General features: G+C 62.5%; 20 protein-coding genes and 1 pseudogene. 12 read left to right on the forward strand and 9 right to left on the reverse strand.

Annotated features, from left to right (window positions below):
• Nucleotides 1-19 precede the first annotated feature (19 nt).
• Nucleotides 20-838: a shikimate 5-dehydrogenase gene (locus Q8X51_RS30385; RefSeq protein ID WP_407694746.1), complete on the reverse strand. Its 819-nt coding sequence runs from the start codon at nucleotides 836-838 to the stop codon at nucleotides 20-22.
• A gap of 156 nt (nucleotides 839-994) precedes the next feature.
• Here Q8X51_RS30385 and Q8X51_RS30390 point away from each other — a divergent pair, with 156 nt between their 5' ends.
• From Q8X51_RS30390 to Q8X51_RS30400, 3 genes are all read left to right on the forward strand, one after another.
• Entirely contained in the window at nucleotides 995-1,348 is a 354-nt protein-coding gene (locus Q8X51_RS30390) for a hypothetical protein (protein ID WP_027603153.1), read from the forward strand.
• A 233-nt stretch (nucleotides 1,349-1,581) separates the two neighbouring features.
• Nucleotides 1,582-1,776 carry a hypothetical protein gene (locus Q8X51_RS30395; protein WP_027603152.1) on the forward strand — a complete coding sequence of 65 codons (195 nt, stop codon included), beginning with the start codon at nucleotides 1,582-1,584 and terminating at the stop codon, nucleotides 1,774-1,776.
• A 91-nt stretch (nucleotides 1,777-1,867) separates the two neighbouring features.
• Entirely contained in the window at nucleotides 1,868-2,050 is a 183-nt protein-coding gene (locus Q8X51_RS30400) for a hypothetical protein (protein WP_141605945.1), read from the forward strand.
• 3 nt (nucleotides 2,051-2,053) lie between these two features.
• Here Q8X51_RS30400 and Q8X51_RS30405 read toward each other — a convergent pair whose 3' ends face one another.
• Nucleotides 2,054-3,121, reverse strand: a complete 1,068-nt coding sequence (locus Q8X51_RS30405; RefSeq protein ID WP_027603150.1) for an AI-2E family transporter — start codon at nucleotides 3,119-3,121, stop codon at nucleotides 2,054-2,056.
• Nucleotides 3,122-3,282: 161 nt separating this feature from the next.
• On the opposite strand from Q8X51_RS30405, the gene trhP reads away from it, so the two are divergent.
• Complete coding sequence (gene trhP / locus Q8X51_RS30410; protein ID WP_065926943.1) at nucleotides 3,283-4,602, forward strand: prephenate-dependent tRNA uridine(34) hydroxylase TrhP; 1,320 nt, start codon at nucleotides 3,283-3,285, stop codon at nucleotides 4,600-4,602.
• Here trhP and Q8X51_RS30415 read toward each other — a convergent pair.
• Both Q8X51_RS30415 and Q8X51_RS30420 read right to left on the reverse strand, forming a co-directional pair.
• Nucleotides 4,599-6,278 (reverse strand): methyl-accepting chemotaxis protein, encoded by a 1,680-nt coding sequence (locus Q8X51_RS30415; RefSeq protein ID WP_065926942.1) that lies wholly within the window; start codon nucleotides 6,276-6,278, stop codon nucleotides 4,599-4,601. The two genes, trhP and Q8X51_RS30415, sit on opposite strands and share 4 nt — an antisense overlap.
• Nucleotides 6,279-6,339: 61 nt before the next feature.
• Entirely contained in the window at nucleotides 6,340-7,659 is a 1,320-nt protein-coding gene (locus tag Q8X51_RS30420) for a Na+/H+ antiporter family protein (RefSeq protein ID WP_407694768.1), read from the reverse strand.
• A gap of 1,381 nt (nucleotides 7,660-9,040) precedes the next feature.
• Here Q8X51_RS30420 and Q8X51_RS30425 point away from each other — a divergent pair.
• Both Q8X51_RS30425 and Q8X51_RS30430 read left to right on the forward strand, forming a co-directional pair.
• Nucleotides 9,041-9,187 (forward strand): annotated as a pseudogene (locus Q8X51_RS30425) (HAMP domain-containing protein); the annotation flags it as partial.
• Nucleotides 9,188-9,289: 102 nt separating this feature from the next.
• Nucleotides 9,290-10,045 (forward strand): methyl-accepting chemotaxis protein, encoded by a 756-nt coding sequence (locus Q8X51_RS30430; protein WP_370671270.1) that lies wholly within the window; start codon nucleotides 9,290-9,292, stop codon nucleotides 10,043-10,045.
• Nucleotides 10,046-10,236: 191 nt separating this feature from the next.
• On the opposite strand, the gene Q8X51_RS30435 is transcribed toward Q8X51_RS30430, so the two are convergent.
• From Q8X51_RS30435 to Q8X51_RS30450, 4 genes are read right to left on the reverse strand one after another with little or no spacing between them, the layout of a single operon-like run.
• A complete protein-coding gene (locus Q8X51_RS30435) occupies nucleotides 10,237-11,556 on the reverse strand; it encodes a sensor histidine kinase (protein ID WP_407694747.1) in 1,320 nt (439 codons plus the stop codon).
• Nucleotides 11,553-12,221, reverse strand: a complete 669-nt coding sequence (locus tag Q8X51_RS30440) for a response regulator transcription factor (RefSeq protein ID WP_065926938.1) — start codon at nucleotides 12,219-12,221, stop codon at nucleotides 11,553-11,555. The genes Q8X51_RS30435 and Q8X51_RS30440 overlap by 4 nt, the downstream gene beginning before the upstream one ends.
• Nucleotides 12,221-12,532, reverse strand: a complete 312-nt coding sequence (locus Q8X51_RS30445; RefSeq protein ID WP_027603140.1) for a PepSY domain-containing protein — start codon at nucleotides 12,530-12,532, stop codon at nucleotides 12,221-12,223. The genes Q8X51_RS30440 and Q8X51_RS30445 overlap by 1 nt, the downstream gene beginning before the upstream one ends.
• The gene (locus tag Q8X51_RS30450) at nucleotides 12,532-12,834 is read right to left on the reverse strand and encodes a PepSY domain-containing protein (RefSeq protein WP_065926937.1); all 303 of its coding nucleotides are present in this window, start codon (nucleotides 12,832-12,834) and stop codon (nucleotides 12,532-12,534) included. Before Q8X51_RS30450 ends, Q8X51_RS30445 begins: the two co-directional genes overlap by 1 nt.
• A 194-nt stretch (nucleotides 12,835-13,028) precedes the next feature.
• Here Q8X51_RS30450 and Q8X51_RS30455 point away from each other — a divergent pair, with 194 nt between their 5' ends.
• The 6 genes from Q8X51_RS30455 (at nucleotide 13,029) to codA (ending at nucleotide 19,179) form a co-directional block, all read left to right on the forward strand.
• Nucleotides 13,029-14,108, forward strand: coding sequence for a hypothetical protein (locus Q8X51_RS30455; protein ID WP_065926936.1), 1,080 nt, complete (start codon nucleotides 13,029-13,031; stop codon nucleotides 14,106-14,108).
• Nucleotides 14,109-14,184: 76 nt separating this feature from the next.
• On the forward strand, nucleotides 14,185-14,541 hold the full coding sequence (gene queD / locus Q8X51_RS30460; protein ID WP_003237990.1) for a 6-carboxytetrahydropterin synthase QueD: 357 nt from the start codon (nucleotides 14,185-14,187) through the stop codon (nucleotides 14,539-14,541).
• 96 nt (nucleotides 14,542-14,637) lie between these two features.
• Entirely contained in the window at nucleotides 14,638-15,261 is a 624-nt protein-coding gene (locus tag Q8X51_RS30465; protein WP_330215179.1) for an NUDIX hydrolase, read from the forward strand.
• Nucleotides 15,262-15,451: 190 nt separating this feature from the next.
• Complete coding sequence (gene codB, locus Q8X51_RS30470; protein WP_065939378.1) at nucleotides 15,452-16,714, forward strand: cytosine permease; 1,263 nt, start codon at nucleotides 15,452-15,454, stop codon at nucleotides 16,712-16,714.
• The gene (locus Q8X51_RS30475; RefSeq protein ID WP_407694749.1) at nucleotides 16,711-17,916 is read left to right on the forward strand and encodes a PucR family transcriptional regulator; all 1,206 of its coding nucleotides are present in this window, start codon (nucleotides 16,711-16,713) and stop codon (nucleotides 17,914-17,916) included. The genes codB and Q8X51_RS30475 overlap by 4 nt, the downstream gene beginning before the upstream one ends.
• A 27-nt stretch (nucleotides 17,917-17,943) precedes the next feature.
• Nucleotides 17,944-19,179 carry a cytosine deaminase gene (gene codA / locus Q8X51_RS30480; protein WP_065926932.1) on the forward strand — a complete coding sequence of 412 codons (1,236 nt, stop codon included), beginning with the start codon at nucleotides 17,944-17,946 and terminating at the stop codon, nucleotides 19,177-19,179.
• 9 nt (nucleotides 19,180-19,188) lie between these two features.
• Here codA and Q8X51_RS30485 read toward each other — a convergent pair.
• Nucleotides 19,189-20,877 (reverse strand): lipase family protein (locus Q8X51_RS30485; protein ID WP_407694996.1); only part of this gene is annotated, 1,689 nt, incomplete at its 5' end.

The following is a 20,877-nucleotide window of genomic DNA, read 5'->3' on the forward strand; positions in this document are numbered from 1 at the left end:
TTTAGAGCTGCAGTGGCCTTCAGTTGCGGGCGAAGGCTACTGCTGCCTGGAACTGTTCATCCGTAGGCCGCACGCCGGTATAAAGCACAAACTGCTCCAACGCCTGGATCGCAATCACCTCCAGCCCAGTGACTACCCGCTTGCCTTTGGCCCGTCCACGCACGATCAGTGGCGTTTCGGCGGGGATCGCCACCACATCGAAGACAGTGTCCGCTGCATCCACGGCATCCGCCTCGAACGCCAGGGCATCCGCCTCGGCCCCGCCGGTCATGCCGATGGGCGTCACGTTGATCAGCATCTGCGGGCGCAAATCGCCCAGTTCCGCCTGCCACTCATACCCCAGGTTATGCGCCAACGCCCGGCCCGCCGCTTCGTTACGCGCCACGATCACACCATTGGCGTAACCGCCATCCCGCAAGGCGCTCGCCACGGCCTTGGCCATACCGCCACTGCCACGCAGGGCGAAGGTCGAATCCTGCGGCACGGCGTGTTTCTTGAGCAATTGTTCGACGGCGATGTAGTCGGTGTTGTAGGCCTTGAGATGGCCATTGGTATTGACGATGGTATTCAGGGAGTCGATGGCTTGAACCGAATCGTCCAGTTCGTCCACTAAGGCAATGGCGGCCTCCTTGAAGGGCATGGACACCCCGCAACCCCGGATGCCCAACGCACGGATACCACCTATCGCGCCGGGCAAATCCTGGCTGCTGAAGGCTTTATAGTAGAAGTTCAGCCCCAGCTGTTCGTACAGGTGGTTATGAAAACGCAAGCCAAAATTCCCAGGGCGGGCCGACAGCGACATGCACAGTTGGGTGTCCTTGTTGGGGTGCATCTGCATGGATAACTCCTTTGAGTAAGCAAATCGGTACAGACCTTACACAACCTTTACCTAGCGGCCGTGCTGTTTTTCAGAAATACGTTGTCTTAAAAGTATCCCCGCGACATTACTTGAGTCTATTGATTGCAGACCACAAGCGCAGGGGCTAACCGAGGAATGACCATGATTCGTACAATCCCCAAGATCGCCTTGCTGGTAGGTGCACTCGCTATGGCAGGCCAAGCCTCCGCCCATGGTGGTGGATGGGGTGGCCCAGCCGTCTTGGGTGCCCTGGTCGGCGCCGCCGTAGTGGGCTCCGTGGTGGCCAGCCAGCCCCGTGAGGTCTATGTGCAGCAGCCGGTCTACGTGCAACCACAGCCGGTGTATGCCGCGCCCCCGCCCGTCTACTACGCACCACCGCCACCGGTGTACGTGCAGCAGGAGGTCTATTACCGCCCGGCGCCGGTCTACTACGGCCCACCGCGTGGCTACTATGGCCCGCCCCACGGCTATTACCGCCGCGGCTGGTAAGTCTCAACCGTCAGCTATGCAACAGGCCTCGCCCACCCGCGGGGCCTTTTCTTGTGGGTAACGTCCGGATTTATCCTGCCAAGGTCGCTCTGAGGACAATGGCCGGGCTGCAATCCCACATGATTAAGGTCGAAAGTCTACTTGCCCGAACGGGGCTCACGCTGTCATGTTTGTGTCACGACACACTCCCACTATCAATCCTGTCCACTCCATAACAACAAGGACGACTGACCATGCCCACACAAAATCCGCACCGCACCGCTGGCCTGTGTACGTCCAGCAAGGTCTACAGCGCCCTCACGGAGCTCAAGCACCTGGAAGGCCACCGCAGCGCCAAGTTCCTCGCGCTGCTGGCGGAAAACCTGGTGCACAAAGGCCTGCTTAATGAGCAGGAAGTGGTGAGCATGCTCGATCAAGTGGTCGACTGAGGCCTTTTGTTGATGTCGACTATCGAGCCAGATGATTTTTCCTGAGCGCCTGTGCCCCGTAAGGTGACCTCCATAGCGATTGGAGGTCCTTATGCCCACTGTTCAAATCATGTCCGTCATCGGCAGCGCCGTCCCTGCCCCGCTTCGAGAGCTGGGTTTATTGGCTTGCTGGTACGTGGTGCGCGACGGCGAAGCCATCAGCGGCCCGCTGACGTCCCTGTCTGCCGCCGAAAAACAACTGCAGCAAGCCTCGAAGTTCCGCCTGCACGCCTGAGACTCAAGGCAACGGCAACTTGACCCGCGGCTTGCTTTCGACAAACAACGCCCAACTGGACATGAACAACGCCGCCACCAGCGGCCCGATCACAAATCCGTTGAGGCCGAATACCGACAGGCCGCCCAGGGTCGAGATCAGGATCAGGTAGTCCGGCATCTTGGTGTCCTTGCCCACCAGGATCGGGCGTAATACGTTGTCCACCAGGCCGATCACAAACACGCCGAACAGGCCCAGCACCACACCCTGCCAGATCGAACCGCTCAACAGGAAGTAGGCGGCCACCGGCCCCCACACAATGCCCGCGCCCACGGCCGGCAGCAGTGACAGAAACGCCATCAACACCGCCCACAGCAACGCACTGGGAATGTCCAGGAACCAGAAGATCAAACCACCCAGCGCCCCCTGGGTCACGGCCACCAGCACGTTGCCCTTGACCGTGGCGCGCACCACCCGATTGAACTTGAGCTGCAACCGACGCTTCTGCGGCTCGGCCAGCGGCACCGCCGTGCGGACCTTGCGCACCAGTTCCGGGCCGTCCCGCAGCAGGAAAAACAGCAGGTACAGCATGATGAAAAAACTCACCAGGAAATCAAACGTGCCCTGACCGAAGCTGAACGCCTGGGTCGCAAAGAACTGGCTGCCCTGCATCGCGCTCTTGACGATCTTCTCGCGCAGCCCTTCCAGGTTGCCCATGCCGAAGCGGTCCAGCAGGTGCTGGAAGTACGGCGGCAGGAAGTTCTTGAACTGCTCGATATAGCCGGCCACGTCCAGCTTGCCGCTCTCGACGTTTTTGTACAGCGTGGCGCCCTCTTGCACCAGCAATGCGCTGGTAATGATCACCGGCAGGATCGCGATCACCAGGCACACCATCAAGGTGGCCAGGGACGTCAGGTTGCGGTTCCAGCCGAAGCGCTGCTGCAGGCGACGCTGCATCGGCGCAAAGATGATGCCGAGGATCACCGCCCAGAACACTGCACCGTAGAACGGCAGCAATATCCAGATAAAGGCGACGGTCACCAGGGCCAGCAGTAGCAGCAGGGTCTTGAATTGCAGGTTGGTTTGATTCATGTCCGATCCATGTCAGAAAAGCAGGCCGCGCGTGTGCGTCCAGCTGCTTAGTCCACCGCAAATCCCGGGAGTGCCATCTTTGTTGCGGTAAGCGTAGACCCAGATCAATAAAGCCCGGCACATGTTGGGCTACGCTCGCGGCCTTTTGCGATCCGATCCCCATGCCTCTCGTCCTTGCCCCCGAACTGCTCGCCCCCGCCGGCACCCTGAAAAACATGCGCTACGCCTTCGCCTACGGCGCCGATGCAGTCTACGCCGGCCAGCCGCGCTACAGCCTGCGGGTGCGCAACAACGAGTTCGACCACGCCAACCTGGCGCTCGGCATCCAGGAAGCCCACGCGCTGGGCAAGCGGTTCTACGTGGTGGTGAACATCGCGCCGCACAATGCCAAGCTCAAGACGTTCCTCAAGGACCTCGCCCCGGTGATCGCCATGGGCCCGGATGCGCTGATCATGTCCGACCCAGGGCTGATCATGCTGGTGCGCCGGCACTTCCCGATGATGCCGATCCATCTCTCAGTGCAGGCCAATACGGTGAACTGGGCCAGCGTGGAGTTCTGGCAGCAGCAAGGAATTTGCCGGGTGATCCTGTCGCGGGAGCTGTCCCTGGAAGAAATCGGCGAGATTCGCCAGCAGGTGCCGGCCATGGAGCTGGAAGTGTTTGTCCACGGTGCCTTGTGCATGGCCTATTCCGGGCGCTGCCTGCTCTCGGGCTACATGAACAAACGTGATGCCAACCAGGGCACCTGCACCAATGCCTGCCGCTGGAAATACCAGGCCACCCCGGCGGTGGAAAACGCCACGGGCGATATTGTCCAGGTGTATCAACCGGAACCCACACTGGGGATCGGCGCGCCCACCGACCAGGTGTTCCTGCTGCAGGAAGCCAACCGCCCCGACGAACAGATGCCCGCCTTCGAGGATGAACACGGCACCTACATCATGAACGCCAAGGACCTGCGCGCCGTGCAGCATGTGGAGCGCCTGACCCACATGGGCGTGCATTCGCTGAAGATCGAAGGCCGCACCAAATCGCATTTCTACTGCGCCCGCACGACCCAGGTGTACCGCCAGGCAATCGATGATGCCGTGGCCGGCCGTGCGTTTGACCGCAACTTGATGACCGACCTGGAATCCCTGGCCCAACGCGGCTACACCGAAGGTTTCCTGCGCCGCCACGTGCACGACGAATACCAGAATTACCAGAACGGCAGCTCAGTGTCCGAGCGCCAGCAGTTTGTTGGCGAATTGACCGGCGAGCGCCGCGGCGAGTTGGCCGAGGTCAAGGTGAAGAACCGCTTTGCCGTCGGCAATCATCTGGAATTGATGACCCCCGCCGGCAACTTTCACTTTGACCTGTCCAGTCTGCACAACGCCAAGGGTGAAGCCATCGAAGTGGCGCCGGGGGATGGGCACACGGTGTATGTGCCCCTGCCAGCGCAGGTGGATCTGCGCTTTGGGTTGTTGATGCGCGATCTCTAGATCCTGAACTGCCCCACCAACTGCCCCAACCGCTGGCCCAGGTCCGCCAGACTGCGCGAGGTCTGGGCGCCCAACTGGGTTTCATCGGCCACGCTGTCCACCGCCACGGCAATCTGATGCACGCTGCGGTTGATCTCTTCGGCGACGGCGGTCTGTTCTTCGGCAGCGCTGGCAATCTGCGCGTTCATCGAGTTGATGGTGCCGATCAACTGGGCCATGGTGTCCAGGGACGCCCCGGCTTCGTTGGCCTTGGCCGAGGTGCCGTCGCCGGCATCGCTGGAGCGGCGCATGGCATCCACGGCCGCTTCGGTGCCTTTTTGCAGGCGGTCGATCATGCCCTGGATTTCCTGGGTGCTGGTTTGCGTGCGGCTGGCCAGGGCGCGCACCTCGTCGGCGACCACGGCAAAACCGCGCCCGGCCTCCCCTGCCCGCGCGGCCTCGATCGCCGCGTTGAGGGCCAGCAGGTTGGTTTGTTCGGCAATCGAGCGGATCACGCCGAGCACGCTGACAATCGACGACACGTCCTGCTGCAGGCTGTCGAGGGACACACCGCTGCTGCGGATGTCATTCACCAGCGCATGGATCTGCGCGATGCTGCCGTCCACCACGCGCTTGGCGGCCTGGCCTTCGGCGTCGGTCTGTTGCGCGGCCACGGAGGCGCCCTGGGCACTGCGCGCCACTTCTTGCGCTGCGGAGGACATCTGATTGATGGCGGTGGCCACCTGGTCGGTCTCGTGACGCTGGCGTTCCATGGCCTGCTCAGAACGCTGGGCCTGGTCGGACACCTGGCTGACCAGGCCGGTGAGTTGGGTGGTCATCTCGGTGATCTGGCGCACCAGGCCATGGATCTTGTCGACAAAGCGGTTGAACGCACCAGCCAGGTCGCCCAGCTCGTCCTGGCTGGTGATGGCCAGGCGGCGGGTCAAATCGCCTTCGCCGGCAGCAATGTCGTCGAGGTTGGCTTTCATCAAATGAAGCGGGCGCAAAATGGTGTTGGCCAGCAGCATGCCGGCAGCGGCGATCACCAGCAACACCACCACGGCCACGCCGAGGATGCTCAGCAGCACGCCTTCCATGCGCGTTTTCACTTTGGCTTCGACCACCGCCACCTGGGCTTCGATGCCATCCAGGTTCACCGAGGTACCGATGACCATGTCCCACTTGGGCAGGTATTCGGTGTAGCCCATCTTGGGCACCAGTTCGGTCTGGCCGGGCTGGGTCGAGCTGTATTGCAGGTAGTGGGTGCCGTCCTTGCCGACCTTGACCAGGTCGCGGTTGACGTAGACACCGTTGGGATCACGGTTGTCCTTGAAGCTCTTGCCCACGCCGTCGGGGCTGTTGCCCTTGAACAGGCGGATGGTCTCGGAGTCGTAGCCGAAGAAGTAACCGTCCTTGCCGTAGCTGGTGTTGGACAGCAGCTTGACCACCTCGGCCCGCGCCGCCGTATCGCCGGGGGCGGCCGCGTCATAGAGCGGCTTGATGGTGGTCATGGCCACTTCCACATAACTTTGCAGGGTGGCCTTGGCGTTGTTGAGCAGGCGCTGGCGGGTTTCATCCACCTCATTGCGCGCCTGGCCCTGGAGGATCCACACGGTGGTCAGGCTGATGACCACGGCGAACAGCAACACCGGCACAACGGCGAGGGACAGGACTTTGGCCTTCAGGCTCAGACGCATGGCTTTTCTCTCTTATTGGGCGACTTGAGAGGTTATCGGCCAGCGCCGGTGAATCTGTAGATCAGAGCGTCATCGCCGCCAACCAGCCAAACGCCAGCAATGGGAGGTTGTAGTGCAGGAACGTCGGCACCACGGTGTCCCAGATATGGTGATGCTGGCCGTCGATATTCAGGCCGGAGGTCGGGCCCAGGGTGGAGTCCGAGGCGGGCGAACCGGCATCACCCAGCGCCCCGGCGGTGCCGACGATGCACACGATGGCCAGCGGGCTGAAGCCCAGTTGCACACACAGCGGCACGAAAATCGCCGCCAGGATCGGTACTGTGGAAAACGACGAGCCGATGCCCATGGTCACCAGCAGCCCCACCAGCAACATCAACAACGCCCCCACCCCACGGCTATGGCCGATGAACGCCGCCGAGGTTTCCACCAGCGAGCGTACGTCGCCGGTAGCCTTGAGCACTTCGGCAAAGCCTGACGAGGCGATCATGATGAAGCCGATCATCGCCATCATCTTCATGCCTTCGGTAAACAGGTCGTCGGTGTCGCGCCAGCGCACGATGCCCGAGACCGAGAAGATCAGGAACCCGGCCAAGGCGCCGATAATCATGGAGTCCAGCCACAACTGGATGATGAACGCCGAGGCAATCGCCAGGCCCGCCACCGCCAGGGTCAGCGGGTTGTACTGCACCGCCACTTGCTCGACCCGCTCGATTTTCTCCAGGTCATACACGCGCTTCTTGCGGTAGCTGATAAACACCGCCACCAGCAGCCCGACCACCATGCCCAGCGCCGGCAGGCTCATGGCGTGGGTGACGTTGACCTGGCTGATGTCCACGCCGCTCTTGGTCACGTTGGCCAGCAGGATCTGGTTGAGGAAGATATTGCCGAAGCCCACCGGCAGGAACATGTACGGCGTGATCAGGCCGAAGGTCATCACGCAGGCGATCAGGCGGCGGTCCAACTGCAATTTGGTCAGCACATACAACAGGGGCGGCACCAGCAACGGGATAAACGCGATATGGATCGGCAGGATGTTCTGCGACGCAATCGCGACCACCCACAGCAGGCCGATCAGCAGCCATTTGACGTGGTTGCCGCCGCTGGCTTGCTGACGGTCGACCAGCAGCAAGGCCCTGTCCGCCAGGGCGTGGGCCAGGCCGGACTTGGCAATCGCCACGGCGAAAGCGCCGAGCAAGGCGTAGGACAAGGCCACGGTCGCCCCCCCTCCCAAGCCACCGTTGAACGCCTTGAGCGTGGCCTCGATGCCCAGGCCACCGGTCAGGCCGCCCACCAGGGCGCCGACAATAATGGCGATGACCACATGCACGCGGGACAGGCTGAGCACCAGCATGGTGCCGACCGCGGCGATGACTGCGTTAATCATGGTTACCTCAAGCAGAAACATACAAAACAGGCATGCCCGCGCCCGGGCGGCCATCGGATGGCAGCCGGCGTGCAGGCTTGAAGGAGGTCTTATTAGAGGGCGCGCACTGTGCAGCAGGTCGCGCCCCATGTCAAAAAGCGACGCCGCTTTCAGGTTTAAATTGATCGTTTGAATAAAGAAAATTCCAGATCGGCCGATAACCGTGCTCTATGTGTTTTCAGGTAAGGATGTACCGATGTCCCTCAGACAGCTCTCCATTCAATGGAAAATCACCCTGCTCGCCGGCCTGTGCCTGCTGGGGATCGTGACCCTGCTGGTGGGTTTGTCGTTGTACCGCATGGCGCAGAGTTCCGAGCAGGTCAAGGCTTCCAGCATGCAGATGCTCGATGAAGCGGCCCAGGCTCGCATCGAGGCCCAAGGTGAGGTGCAGGCCGCAGGCATCCGCCGGCAATTCATGGACGCCTATCAATATGGGCACGGGTTTTCCCGCCAGGTCCTGTTCCTGCGTGAGCAAGCCGAAAAACGCTTCCTCGACGCCTTCGACACCCGCGAAGACCTGACACGCCAGGTCAAGGCCGCCCTGCAGGCCAACCCGGAACTGCTGGGGCTGTCCCTGGTATTCGAAGCCAATGCGCTGGATGGCAAGGATGAGTTGTTTGCCGACCAGGCCGAACTGGGCAGCAACGACAAGGGCCGCTTCGCCCTGTACTGGTCGCAGCCGACGCCGGGCACGCTGACATCGATGGCACTGCCGGAAAGCGACATGTCCGACACCCGCGTCGGTCCCAGCGGCGAACCGGCCAACGCCTGGTTCACCTGCCCGCGCAGCACCCTCAAGCCGTGTGTGATCGAACCGTACTTTTATGTGATCGACGGGCAAAACGTGCTGATGACCAGCATCGTGTTTCCGTTGACGGTCAATGGCAAGGTGATCGCTTCGCTGTCGGTGGACATCAACCTCAACAGCCTGCAGGCCGTGAGCCAGCAGGCCAGCCAGAAGCTGTATGACGGCCAGACCCAGGTCAGTATCCTCAGCCCCACCGGTTTGCTTGCCGGCTACAGCGCGGACGCCAGCCAGTTGAGCAAACGCCTGGATCAGGTCGATACGCAAAGCGGCGCGCAATTGATCAGCGCCCTGGCCGGCGGGACACAGACCCGCAGTCTGCGCACCGACCATCAACTCAAGGTGCTGGCGCCGTTCGCGCCGATTCCCGACGGCAAGCCATGGGGGGTGTTGCTGGATGTACCGGAAAAAGTCCTGGTGGGGCCGGCTGAAGCACTGAAGACCCAGATGGACGCCGATAATACCCGCGGCACCCTGCTGGAACTGGGCATGGGCCTGCTGGCTGCCGTGATCGGCCTGATCCTGGTCTGGCTGATGGCCCGCAGCGTGACCCGACCGATCCTCGGCGTGGCCCATATGCTTGAAGACATCGCCAGCGGCGAAGGCGACCTGACCCACCGCCTGGCGTATGACAAACAGGACGAACTGGGCCAGCTCGCCGGCTGGTTCAACCGTTTCCTCGACAAGCTGCAACCCATCATTGCCGAAGTCAAACGCTCGGTGCAGGACGCCCGTGGCACCGCCGACCAGTCCGCCGCGATTGCGACGCAAACCAGCGCCGGCATGGAGCAGCAGTACCGCCAGGTCGACCAGGTGGCCACCGCCTCCCACGAAATGAGCGCCACAGCCCAGGACGTGGCCCGCAGCGCCGCCCAGGCGGCCCAGGCCGCGCGGGATGCCGACCAGGCTACCCGCGACGGCCTGACAGTGATCGACCGCACCACCACCAACATCGGCCAACTGGCGGCCGATATGAGCACCGCCATGGCCCAGGTCGAAGGCCTGTCTGCCAACAGTGAGAAGATCGGCTCCGTGCTCGAAGTCATTCGCGGCATCGCCGAGCAAACCAACCTGCTGGCGCTCAACGCGGCAATCGAAGCCGCCCGCGCCGGTGAGGCCGGCCGGGGGTTTGCCGTGGTCGCCGACGAGGTACGCAACCTGGCACGGCGGACCCAGGAGTCGGTGGAGGAAACCCGCCTGGTGATCGAGCAATTGCAGAGCGGTACCGAAGAGGTCGTCGGCTCCATGGGCAACAGCTATCGCCAGGCCCAGGGCAGTGTCGAACAGGTCGGCGAGGCCGTTACCGCCCTGCGCCAGATCGGCGATGCGGTCACGGTGATCAGCGACATGAACCTGCAAATCGCCAGCGCTGCCGAAGAACAAAGCGCGGTGGCCGAAGAGATCAACCACAATGTGGCGACCATTCGCGATGTGACCGAGTCGTTGTCGGAACAGGCCAATGAGTCGGCGCGGGTGAGCCAGGCGTTGAACAGCCTGGCCAATCAGCAGCAGGGGTTGATGGACCAGTTCCGCGTCTGAGTGATCGCTCCCACGCGTGGATGCCGTCTTATCCAACACCACACAAATCCGTAGCAGCTGCCGAGCCTTGGCGAGGCTGCGTCGGCCGCGACTCGAGCTTGAATCGGCAGTGCGGCCGACGCAGCCTCGCTTGCGCTCGGCAGCTGCGGATTTGCGCGGTGTTGGATAAGACGGTATCTACGGGGGTGTTTTCAGATCTGGCGGCGTGGCAATTCGATCAGTGCCTTGAGCCCGCCCAGCTCGCTCTCCTGCAACTGCAACACCCCGCCCCACACCTCGACAATGTCGCGCACGATCCCCAGCCCCAGGCCATGGCCGTCGATCTGTTCGTCCAGGCGTGCACCGCGGCTGAAGACCTGGTCACGCTGGGCCTCGGGAATCCCGGGACCGTCATCTTCCACCGCCAGCAGGTAAGCATGCGGCGTCTCGCTGACGCTCACGCGCACCTCCGCATCCGCCCATTTGCAGGCGTTGTCCAGCAGGTTGCCGAGCAGCTCCAGCAGGTCTTCGCGGTCCCAGGGCAGTTGCAGACCCGGCGCGACGTGGTAACTGAGGTCCAGGTGTTCGCCATGGATCATGTTCAACGTGGCGAGCAGGCCGGGCAGTTCTTGTTCACAGTCGAACAAGGCACCCGGCAGGGTTTCGCCGGCCAGCCGGGCGCGATTGAGTTCACGGTTGAGGCGTTGTTGCACCTGCTCCAATTGTTCGCGCAGCAGTTTGCTCAGTTCGGGGTGATCCTTGAGCGCCTCGCTCGAGGCGGCGCTCAACAGCACCGCCAGCGGGGTTTTCAGCGCATGCCCAAGGTTGCCGAGGGCATTGCGCGAACGTTTGAGACTGTCTTCGGTGTGGGCCAGCAGGTGGTTGATCTGGGCGACCAGTGGTTCCAGTTCCAGCGGCACCTGGGTGTCGAGTTGCGAGCGTTGGCCTTGTTGCAGTTGGGCGATCTGGTTACGCGCGTTTTCCAGCGGGCGCAAGGCGCGACGTACGGTGACTCGCTGCAAAAACAACACCAGCAGCAGTGCCGCCAGCCCCAGCACCAGGCCGATCCGACGCATCAGGCGAAAACTTTCCCGCACCGGGGTGTAGTCCTGGGCCACGCTGATGGAAATCGATTGGCCAAAGCGCTTGTAGTCCGAACGCAGCACCAGCAATTGCTGGCCTTCGGGCCCCAATTGCAGGTTGCCCTTGAGCCCGGCCTCGGGCAGTCGGGGCAATTCCTGGTCCCACAGCGAACGGGAGCGCCAGTGAGTGTCGGCAAAATCGATACGGAAATAATGCCCGGAAAACGGCCGCTGGTAGGCCGGCGACAGGCGCTGCTCATCCAGTTGCACACCGTTGGGCCCGCGTACCAGGGCGACCAGCAGGTTCTCGGCATCGTTGCGCAACCCCGCTTCCAGGTAGCGTTGCAAACCGGCCTCGAACAACCACAGGCTGGTTTGCGCCAGTACCACGCCGACGATCACCATCACGCTGATCAGGCCCAGGCTCAGGCGGTGCTGAATCGACTTCATGCAGGGCTGGCGCCAAAGCGGTAACCCTGGCCGCGCCGGGTTTCGATCACGCTGCGGCCGAGTTTGCGGCGCAGGTGGTTGACGTGCACTTCCAGCACGTTGGAGTCGCGCTCGGTCTCGCCGTCGTACAGGTGCTCGGCCAGGTGGCTTTTCGAGAGGATCTGTTCGGGGTGCAGCATGAAGTAGCGCAACAGGCGAAATTCTGCGGCGGTCAGTTGGATCTCGTCGCCATCGCGCAGCACGCACTGGCGGCCTTCGTCCAGGTGCAGGCCGGCAGCTTGCAAGGTGGGTTGGTTGGCCTGCCCGTGGGAGCGGCGCAACAGCGCCTGGATGCGCAGGTGCAGCTCTTCGGGGTGAAACGGTTTGCTCAGGTAATCGTCGGCACCGGCCTTGAGCCCTTCGATGCGCTCGGCCCAGGAATCGCGGGCGGTGAGGATCAACACCGGGGTGGTCAGCGCGGCGGCGCGCCATTGCGCCAGCACCTCAAGGCCGGGCAAACCGGGCAGGCCGAGGTCGAGGATGATCAGGTCGTAGGGTTCGCTGCGGCCCTGATACGCGGCGTCACGGCCGTCGGCCAGCCAGTCGACGGCATAACCCTGGCGCTGCAGGCCGGCCAGCAGTTCATCGGCCAGGGGTACGTTGTCTTCCACCAGGAGCAGGCGCATCAGTCTTCCTCATCTTTGATCAGTACACCGTTGGTGGCGTCGAGTTTGATCTCGCGCACCACGCCGTCGGTGGTCACCAGTTCCACTTCGTAGGCATATTGGCCGTGCTTTTTCTCAAGCTCGGCTTCCAGCAGGCGCGAGCCGGGATACCGCGCCATGGCCTGCTGCAACAGTTGCTCCAGAGGCAGGATCACCCCCTGCTGGCGCAGCGCCAAGGCTTCGTCCTGGTTGAGGTCGCGGGCCTGCAAGCCTGAGCAGAACACCACCAGCACCAACGCCACTCGACTGCCGGCGCGTAAATTTACCTTCATTACGTATCCTGATGATTCTTGAGAACCTGCCCGGTAAGCGCGTCCAATTCGACCTCCCATTCAATGCCGTCGGCATCTTGCAGTTCGACTTCATAGACATACTTGCCGTAAGCCTCGTCCAGGTCGGTGTCCAACAGCGTTGAACCGGGGTGCAGGGCCTGAGCTGTGGCTTCGAGCTGGTCGAAAGCGACAATTGTAACAGTGGCGGGCACGATCAGTGGTTTGTCGGGGTCCACGGCTCCGGCCTGAGTCGCCGTGGAGGCGATGATAGCGGCGGCGACCAGAGCAGTGAGGCGTTTCATGATGAGTCTCCGTTACACGATGTTTTTCCTACGCCGGCCACGGTAGCGGCTGCAACTTAACTGAAACTGAATTGCCACCATGGCAATTTCCAGCAGGCGCGACGGGCTACGATGTTTATTCAGGACTCACGCGGTATCGTTAACGTTTTTCGCGAGCACGCTTGCGCCTACACCTCGCTTCAACAGAGACCGGTATGACAGCCATCCATATCAAGTTCCCCGCCCTGACCCTCAAGGCCGGCAAACGCGCCTTTGCGCACATTCGCGAACAGGGTCTCAAGCCTGCGGATGTCGGCATCCTTCCCGGTGCGGCCGGCGGCCCCAAGGCGCTGGGGATCCAGGGCCTGGACCTGGCGCTGTTCGGCGACTGGCTGCCGCGCGCACCGCGGGAGCGGGCGTTGATCGGCGCATCGATCGGTTCCTGGCGGTTTGCCAGCGCCTGCCTGCCCGACCCGGTGCAAGGCCTGCTGGACCTCGGCCGCCTGTACAACGAACAACGCTTTGCCAAAGGCGTGACCATGGCCGAAGTCAGCCGCAGCTGCCAGCGCATGCTCGACGACCTGCTGGCCGGCCGCGATGCACGGGTGCTGGACAACCCCGACTACCGGCTGAACATCATGGTGGTCAAGAGCCACGGCCTGCTCGCCGATGACCACCGTGGGCGCCTGGGTTTGGGCCTGTCATCGGTGATTGCCGACAACCTGCGCGGCCGTGCGCGGCTGGCGCGGCATTTCGAGCGGCTGATCATCCACGACCCGCGCCAGGCACCGCCGGTGCACCCGCTGAAGGATTTTCCATCGCGCTTTCTTGAGCTGGACATGGGTAACCTGCGCCAGGCGCTGCTGGCGTCCGGGTCGATCCCCATGGTGATGCAAGGCGTGCGCGACCTGCCCGGAGCCGGCACCGGCACTTACCGCGACGGCGGCCTGCTGGACTACCACCTCGACCTGCCCTACCACGGCGACGACATCGTGCTGTACCCGCACTTCACCGACCGGGTCATCCCCGGCTGGTTCGACAAGGGCCTGCCATGGCGGCGCAGCAACCCACAAGGCTTGCAGGATGTGTTGCTGCTGGCGCCGTCCAGGGACTACCTGGCCCGCCTGCCCCACGGCAAACTGCCGGACCGCAGCGACTTCAAGCGCTTCATGGGCGACGACCCGAGCCGCAACAAGTACTGGCAAACCGCGATGAGCGAGAGCCGGCGGCTGGGGGATGAGTTTCTGCAGCTGGCCGATAACGGTGGCCTGGGCGAGCGCTTGCAGGCGCTTTGACCCAGCGGTATGCGCGGCATGGGATCAAGCTGTTAAACTCGCCGCCTGCCAGATACCTGACCGAGCTGAAAATACTGTGGAAATCTTCAAAGAGTTTACCTTCGAGTCCGCCCACCGCCTGCCCCACGTACCGGAAGGCCACAAGTGCGGGCGCCTGCATGGGCATTCGTTCAAGGTGGCGATCCACCTGAGCGGCGACCTGGATCCCCATACCGGCTGGATTCGTGACTTCTCGGAGATCAAGGCGATTTTCAAGCCGCTCTACGAACGCCTCGACCACAACTACCTCAATGACATCCCAGGCCTGGAAAACCCCACCAGCGAAGTGCTGGCCAAGTGGATCTGGACTGAACTCAAGCCGCTGCTGCCGGAGCTCAGTGCGATCCGCATCCACGAGACCTGCACCAGTGGCTGCATCTATCGCGGCGAGTAAACCTGCGCTGTTAAAAAACCACCCTTGCGGTGGTTTTTTTGTGCCTCCCGTAGCACCCTTCCACCCTTGCCGTTCTTCGCGACCGAGGAGATGTCCATGGAAACTACCTGGCTGGCCCAGGCCAAACGCTTGCAAGCATTGGCCTCCACGGGGCTGCACTTTTGCACCGATGATTTCGAGCGCGAACGCCTGGAAGAAATCGCCGAGATTGCCCACAGCATGCTGGCACAGCTGGGCAACGTGCCGCTGGAGCGCATCACCGGGCTGGTGTCGGATTTCGCCCAGCGCTATTCGACGCCGATGATCGACGTACGTGGCGCGGTGATCGAGGGTGAGCGGATTCTGCTGGTGCGCGAGGCCACCGACGGTTGCTGGGCGCTGCCCGGTGGTTATGCCGATATCGGGTTGTCGGCGGCGGAAAACATCATCAAGGAAATTCGCGAGGAAGCCGGGCTGAGCGTTACTGCACGGGCACTGTATAGCGTCACCCACAAGGCCAAGGGGCTGTACCGGCCGGATGTGCGGGATTTCTACAAGTTGTATTTCCTGTGTGAACGGGTGGATCAACTGGCGCCGGTGGCCGGGTCCGAGACCACCGAGGTGGGCTTTTTCAGCCTGGACGAGCTGCCGCCGCTGTCCCGGGGGCGCACCATCGAAAGTGATCTGGAGGCGGCGTTCGCCTTTCATCGCGGCGAGACCACGCAGACGCTGTTCGACTGATCCAATTTGTATCACTGCTGCACCGCTTTCGTGCCCGACTGGGCACAACGAACACTCCCGCCTGCGTTCCCCGCCTGTTTGGCTATAAATACTGTGCACAGTGCACAGCGACAACCGTGCGCCTGTCACTGCCGGTGATTTGGCACGCCCGGTGCAACAGGCCTGCGTCACTCATTCAGGGAGCACGCACATGACGCAGCAAGAACCGGGCAACGATTACCCCTTAAGCGAAGTCCCCATGCATGCGCGCAAAGGCCTGGCGTCGACCGCCATGGTGCTGCTGGGCTTTACCTTTTTTACCGCGACCATGTTTGCCGGCGGCAAGCTCGGGGTGGCGTTCAGTTTCACCGAGATGCTCGGCGTGGTGGCCCTGGGTAACCTGCTGTTGGGTATCTACGCCGCAGGCCTGGGTTACATCGCGTTCAAGAGCGGGTTGAACTCGGTGTTGATGGGCCGCTTCTGCTTTGGCGAGGTGGGCAGCAAGCTCAGTGACTTGATCCTCGGGTTCACCCAGATCGGCTGGTACGCCTGGGGCACCGCCACGGCGGCCGTGGTGCTGGGCAAGTATTTCGAGCTGAGCCAGGGCAGCGTGCTGGCGTTGATGGTGCTGTTCGGCCTGGTGTTTTGCGCCACGGCCTACGTGGGCTATCGCGGGCTGGAGATTCTTTCCTACATCGCGGTGCCAGCCATGGGCCTGTTGCTGTTGCTGTCGATGTGGGTCGCCACGGTGAAAGTCGGCGGGCTGGATGGGCTGCTGGCGGTGGTGCCGACCGGCGAGCTGGATTTGTCCACGGCGATCACCCTGGTGTTCGGCACGTTCGTCAGCGGCGCCACCCAGGCCACCAACTGGACGCGATTTTCCCGCTCGGCCAAGGTCGCGGTGCTGGCCAGCCTGATCGGGTTCTTTATCGGCAATGGTTTGATGGTGCTGATCGGCGCCTATGGCGCGATCGTCTACCAACAGCCCGACGTGGTCGAAGTGTTGCTGCTGCAAGGCTTTGCCATGGCGGCAATGGCCATGTTACTGCTCAATATCTGGAGCACCCAGGACAACACCATCTACAACTTCGCCGTGGCCGGCTGCAACCTGCTGCGCACCAAGCGGCGCAAAACCGTGACCTTGGCGGGTGCGGTGATCGGCACCTTGCTGGCGTTGCTGGGTATGTACGACATGCTGGTGCCGTACCTGATCCTGCTGGGCACGGTGATTCCGCCGATTGGCGGGGTGATCATGGCGGACTTCTTCTACCGCTGGCGCGGCCACTACCCGCGCCTGGCGGATGCGCGCCTGCCAGCCTTCAACTGGGCCGGGCTGGTGGCGTACGCAGTGGGTACCGTGCTGGCGTTCAACTCGCCGTGGGTCGCGCCGTTGGTGGGCATCGCTGCCGCGTCGCTGACCTACGTCGCGCTCACCGCCGTGCTGCGCGTGCCTTTGGCTGATGCCCGGGCATGAGCCTGACCATTGCGGATGTACTGGCGTTGCCGGGGCTGGAATCCATGCGCCTGCGCGCCGGCGCTGCCGCCCTGGATAACGTCGTGCGTTGGCCTTATGTGGCGGAAAACAGCGGGATCGCCGAGTGGGTGCTGGGCGGTGAATTGGTGTTCGTCACCGGCATCAACCACCCACGGGATGAGGCCAACCTCCTGCAACTGCTGGACGAAGCCTGCCAGCGCCAAGTGGCCGGGTTGGTGATCCTGACGGGAGCGGCGTATATCCAGGCAATTCCCCAGCGCTTGCTCGACGCCGCCGAAACCGCCGGCATGCCGCTGATCGAACAGCCCTACTCGCTGAAAATGGTGCTGGTGACCCAAGCGATTGGTTCGGCGCTGATCCAGTCCGAGCAACTGGGACGCTCGCGGCACGACGTGCTGGAGCGCTTGCTGAGCGGGGATTATCAATCCCTGGATTTGCTGCTGCATCGGGCCGTGCAATTGAATATGCCACTGGCCGGGCATTGGCAGGTCGCCCAACTGCAATTGGAAGGCAGTGACTTGCTGTTTGCCCAGGGTGACGCGGCACAGGTGGAGGCACAGCTGGCGCGGCAACACGACGGTATCAGTCGGCGCTTGCGTCAATTATCGGCGGTACTGCCGGTACTGGGGCGCGCCGGACAATGGACCCTGCTGCTGCCGGCACCGGATGCCGTCACGGCCTTGGCCAACCGCCAGCAACTGGCCAACTGGCTGAACCCGCTCAACCTGCGCCTGGCGCCGCTGAAATTGTTTATCGGCCTGAGCGCCGCTGCACACCCACCCGCGCGCCTGGCCCAGGCGCAGGACGAAGCACGCCAGGCATTGGTGGCGGCACGACGCTTCAGCGAGCGTGCCGGGCTGTGCGTGTATGACGAACTGGGCGTGCTCAAGCTGCTCAGCGGTGTGCGTGATCGCGCCCTGCTCGACCAGTTCCTCAATGAACGCCTGGGCCCGCTGCTGCGTCACGACCTGCACCACGGGCCCAGCCTGATGCCGACCCTGGAAGCCTGGTTTCACGAGAATGGTAACCTTGTGGCTGCCGCCCAGCGCCTGGCCTTGCACCGCAATACCCTGACACACCGTGTCCAGCGCATCGAAGCCCTGTGCGGTCTGACACTGGATAACGCTTATGACCGCCTGGACATCGGCATCGCCCTGATGATCTGGCGGCTGTCTGCCTGATTGTTTTTAGCCAAGAGGAACTTGCCCATGCACATCATCAACGCCCGCCTGCGCAACCGTGAAGGCCTGCATGATCTGCACCTGGAACACGGCCGGATCGCCAGCATCACCCCACACACAACAGCGCCGGCAGTGGGGCCCAATGACCTGGACGCAGCCGGCAACCTGGTGATACCGCCCTTCGTCGAACCGCACATTCACCTCGATGCCACCCTCACCGCCGGCGAACCACGCTGGAACATGAGCGGCACCCTGTTCGAAGGCATCGAGTGCTGGGGTGAACGCAAGGCCACCATCACCGAGGAAGACACCAGGACCCGCGCCAAAAAAACCATCCAGTCCCTCGCCGCCCACGGCATCCAGCATGTACGCACCCATGTCGATGTCACCGACCCCGACCTCACGGCGCTCAAGGCCATGCTGCAAGTGCGCGAAGAAAGCACGCACCTGATCGACCTGCAAATCGTCGCCTTTCCCCAGGAAGGCATCGAGTCATACCGCAACGGCCGCGAACTGATGGAAGAAGCTATTCACCTGGGCGCCGATGTGATCGGCGGCATCCCCCACTTTGAATACACCCGCGACCAAGGCGTGAGTTCGGTGAAGTTCCTGATGGACCTGGCCGAACGCACCGGCTGCCTGGTGGATGTGCACTGCGACGAGACCGACGACCCGCACTCACGCTTCCTCGAAGTACTTGCCGAAGAAGCCCGCAGCCGCGACATGGGGGCCCGCGTCACCGCCAGCCACACCACGGCCATGGGTTCCTACGACAATGCCTACTGCGCCAAACTGTTCCGCCTGCTGGGGCACTCCGGGATCAGCTTCGTCTCTTGTCCCACCGAAAGCATCCACCTGCAGGGTCGCTTCGACAGCTTCCCGAAACGCCGTGGTGTCACCCGGGTCAACGAGCTGCTGGAGGCCGGCATGAACGTATGCTTTGGCCAGGACTCCATCGTCGATCCCTGGTACCCGCTGGGCAACGGCAACATCCTGCGCGTGCTGGAAGCCGGTTTGCACATCTGCCATATGCTCGGCTACCGCAACCTGCAAAGCGCCCTCGACCTGGTGACCGACAACAGCGCCAAGGCCATGGCCCTGGGTGACCGTTACGGCCTAGAAGCCGGGCGCCCAGCCAACCTGCTGATCCTCTCGGCCGACAGCGACTACGAGGTGATTCGCAGCCAAGGGCTGCCGCTGTACTCGATTCGCCACGGCAAGGTGTTGATGAAACGCCAGCCGGCGCAGGTAGAGTTTGTCTAAGCACCCAGGTCAGACGATTGAGTCGAGATCCAGCGGCTGTGCCCTCCCCAGCTCACTCTGCGCAGCGGGAGGGATGCTCGCGACCTGAGGCAACGCCTGGTTTTCACGATGGCGGAACCAGCGCTTGAGACTGGGTTGCAGGTTGGAAGAGTGGCTATGGCTGCCGTAGACATCACGCGCGTCGAGACGACGCCAGCGCAGGGTTTGCAGGCGTTCGCGACTGGTGTGCAGGCGGTCGATCTCAGCGTTCAGCGGCTCATGGTATTCATAGGCACGGTCGTTGGCCGGGCGCTGTCGAGCCAGTTCACGCCGCTTGTCTTGCAGTTGCTTGCGCATGGTCGCAAGGGCGTGGTCGAGCAGTTCAAACTCCCGTTGGGTCACCAGAGGACCGTTGCTATCCACCGCTTGTTGCCAGCGACGCAACGTCGCCCAGGCGGCCGGGATGTAGCTGGCGGTCATGAAATGCTGCTTGTATTGCACCAACTGTTTGATCAGGCCTTCGCGATCGGGCATGTCACCGCGCGTTTGCCATGCCCGGTTGCGGCCGGCTTCTTCAATGGACTCGCAGCCCGGCTTCCACAGCACGGACGAATGCGTACCGTCCGGGAGCATGATCGGCATGAAGTGCTGTTGATCGCCGTGGTGTTGGTAGGGGTTGCCGCCAATACGCACCAGGCCGGCGGCGAACAACAGGCCCCCGGCCGTGGGGGCGCTGAATAGCGTGACGGCACCGGGGATCCAGAGTTTGGCGGTGGTGTTCATCCAAGGGGCCGGGACGCTGGGGACCGGGTCGTTGTGGTTGACGATGCGGTGGTGGACCAACGTGGAAGCGCCGGCAGTGAACTCGGCATCGGCGGCGCGGGGGGCGCCGTAGGTGTAGAGGAGGATGTTGTAGTTACGCTCAGGAATACGACGTAACGCTTCTGCCAGTAACAACGCAATTGCGCCGCCCAAGCTATGACCGCAAATGACTATTCGTTGGCCTATGTGAAATTGACTGAGGTAACGCAGTACGAAGTCACGCACAGCCCGGTAAGCCTGATAGAAACCTTCGTGTGCCTTGCCGACCCCGTCGGCGAATGCAACCTGATGGGCGTTTGCATCCCGTAGTGCGTCGGCCGTGCTGAACGTTCCGCGCACTGAAATCAGGATCACCTCATCGTGATGGGTGATGAACGCCTGGGTGTCAGTGCCGTCTTTTTCGTCATCAAAGAAGTGCAAGCTTGCGGGATGTTCCTGTTTCTCGCCCAACTCCGGGCGATTTTGCAGGTACAACTCAGGGTCGAAGGGCAGGATTTCGAAGCGCCTGGAATAAGGGACATCTTCATAAAGAGGGAAAAATCGCCGGGTTTGCTCGGGATCAACTCGCCAGGCTTCACGGTATCCAGACAGTTGCTTGCCAAACAGATTCCCAACGCTGGGGTCCAGCGGGAAATGGACTTTATCAACGGGTTTCTTTGAGGGTTCCTGCCCAAAATCGCAGTAACTCAACGCTGCAAACAAAGCCAACTGATACAGGTTCAAAGCACAGAACTCATCTTCAGTGGAGAGCATCGGGCGCAAGGCTCGCAGCGGTCGGACTTCGAGAACGATATGCTGGCTTGGGAACAGCACGATACCCGATAAGGTTGGCTGGGGCGGGCCAAAGCCCAGGTCGGCCATCATTTTTAATGCGTGGCGCTGGGGGCGGTGGGGTGT

Source organism: Pseudomonas sp. Yb2C2 (assembly GCF_052112325.1).
GTDB classification, from domain to species: Bacteria; Pseudomonadota; Gammaproteobacteria; order Pseudomonadales; family Pseudomonadaceae; genus Aquipseudomonas; species Aquipseudomonas marginalis.

Excerpts from the sequence above, each read along its gene's own strand:
- Q8X51_RS30385 (WP_407694746.1), bottom strand. The coding sequence starts at position 838 with ATGCAGATGCACCCCAACAAGGACACCCAACTGTGCATGTCGCTGTCG.
- Q8X51_RS30390 (WP_027603153.1), top strand. The coding sequence starts at position 995 with ATGACCATGATTCGTACAATCCCCAAGATCGCCTTGCTGGTAGGTGCA.
- Q8X51_RS30395 (WP_027603152.1), top strand. The coding sequence starts at position 1,582 with ATGCCCACACAAAATCCGCACCGCACCGCTGGCCTGTGTACGTCCAGC.
- Q8X51_RS30400 (WP_141605945.1), top strand. The coding sequence starts at position 1,868 with ATGCCCACTGTTCAAATCATGTCCGTCATCGGCAGCGCCGTCCCTGCC.
- Q8X51_RS30405 (WP_027603150.1), bottom strand. The coding sequence starts at position 3,121 with ATGAATCAAACCAACCTGCAATTCAAGACCCTGCTGCTACTGCTGGCC.
- trhP (WP_065926943.1), top strand. The coding sequence starts at position 3,283 with ATGCCTCTCGTCCTTGCCCCCGAACTGCTCGCCCCCGCCGGCACCCTG.
- Q8X51_RS30415 (WP_065926942.1), bottom strand. The coding sequence starts at position 6,278 with ATGCGTCTGAGCCTGAAGGCCAAAGTCCTGTCCCTCGCCGTTGTGCCG.
- Q8X51_RS30430 (WP_370671270.1), top strand. The coding sequence starts at position 9,290 with ATGGAGCAGCAGTACCGCCAGGTCGACCAGGTGGCCACCGCCTCCCAC.
- Q8X51_RS30435 (WP_407694747.1), bottom strand. The coding sequence starts at position 11,556 with ATGAAGTCGATTCAGCACCGCCTGAGCCTGGGCCTGATCAGCGTGATG.
- Q8X51_RS30440 (WP_065926938.1), bottom strand. The coding sequence starts at position 12,221 with ATGCGCCTGCTCCTGGTGGAAGACAACGTACCCCTGGCCGATGAACTG.
- Q8X51_RS30445 (WP_027603140.1), bottom strand. The coding sequence starts at position 12,532 with ATGAAGGTAAATTTACGCGCCGGCAGTCGAGTGGCGTTGGTGCTGGTG.
- Q8X51_RS30450 (WP_065926937.1), bottom strand. The coding sequence starts at position 12,834 with ATGAAACGCCTCACTGCTCTGGTCGCCGCCGCTATCATCGCCTCCACG.
- Q8X51_RS30455 (WP_065926936.1), top strand. The coding sequence starts at position 13,029 with ATGACAGCCATCCATATCAAGTTCCCCGCCCTGACCCTCAAGGCCGGC.
- Q8X51_RS30465 (WP_330215179.1), top strand. The coding sequence starts at position 14,638 with ATGGAAACTACCTGGCTGGCCCAGGCCAAACGCTTGCAAGCATTGGCC.
- codB (WP_065939378.1), top strand. The coding sequence starts at position 15,452 with ATGACGCAGCAAGAACCGGGCAACGATTACCCCTTAAGCGAAGTCCCC.
- Q8X51_RS30475 (WP_407694749.1), top strand. The coding sequence starts at position 16,711 with ATGAGCCTGACCATTGCGGATGTACTGGCGTTGCCGGGGCTGGAATCC.
- codA (WP_065926932.1), top strand. The coding sequence starts at position 17,944 with ATGCACATCATCAACGCCCGCCTGCGCAACCGTGAAGGCCTGCATGAT.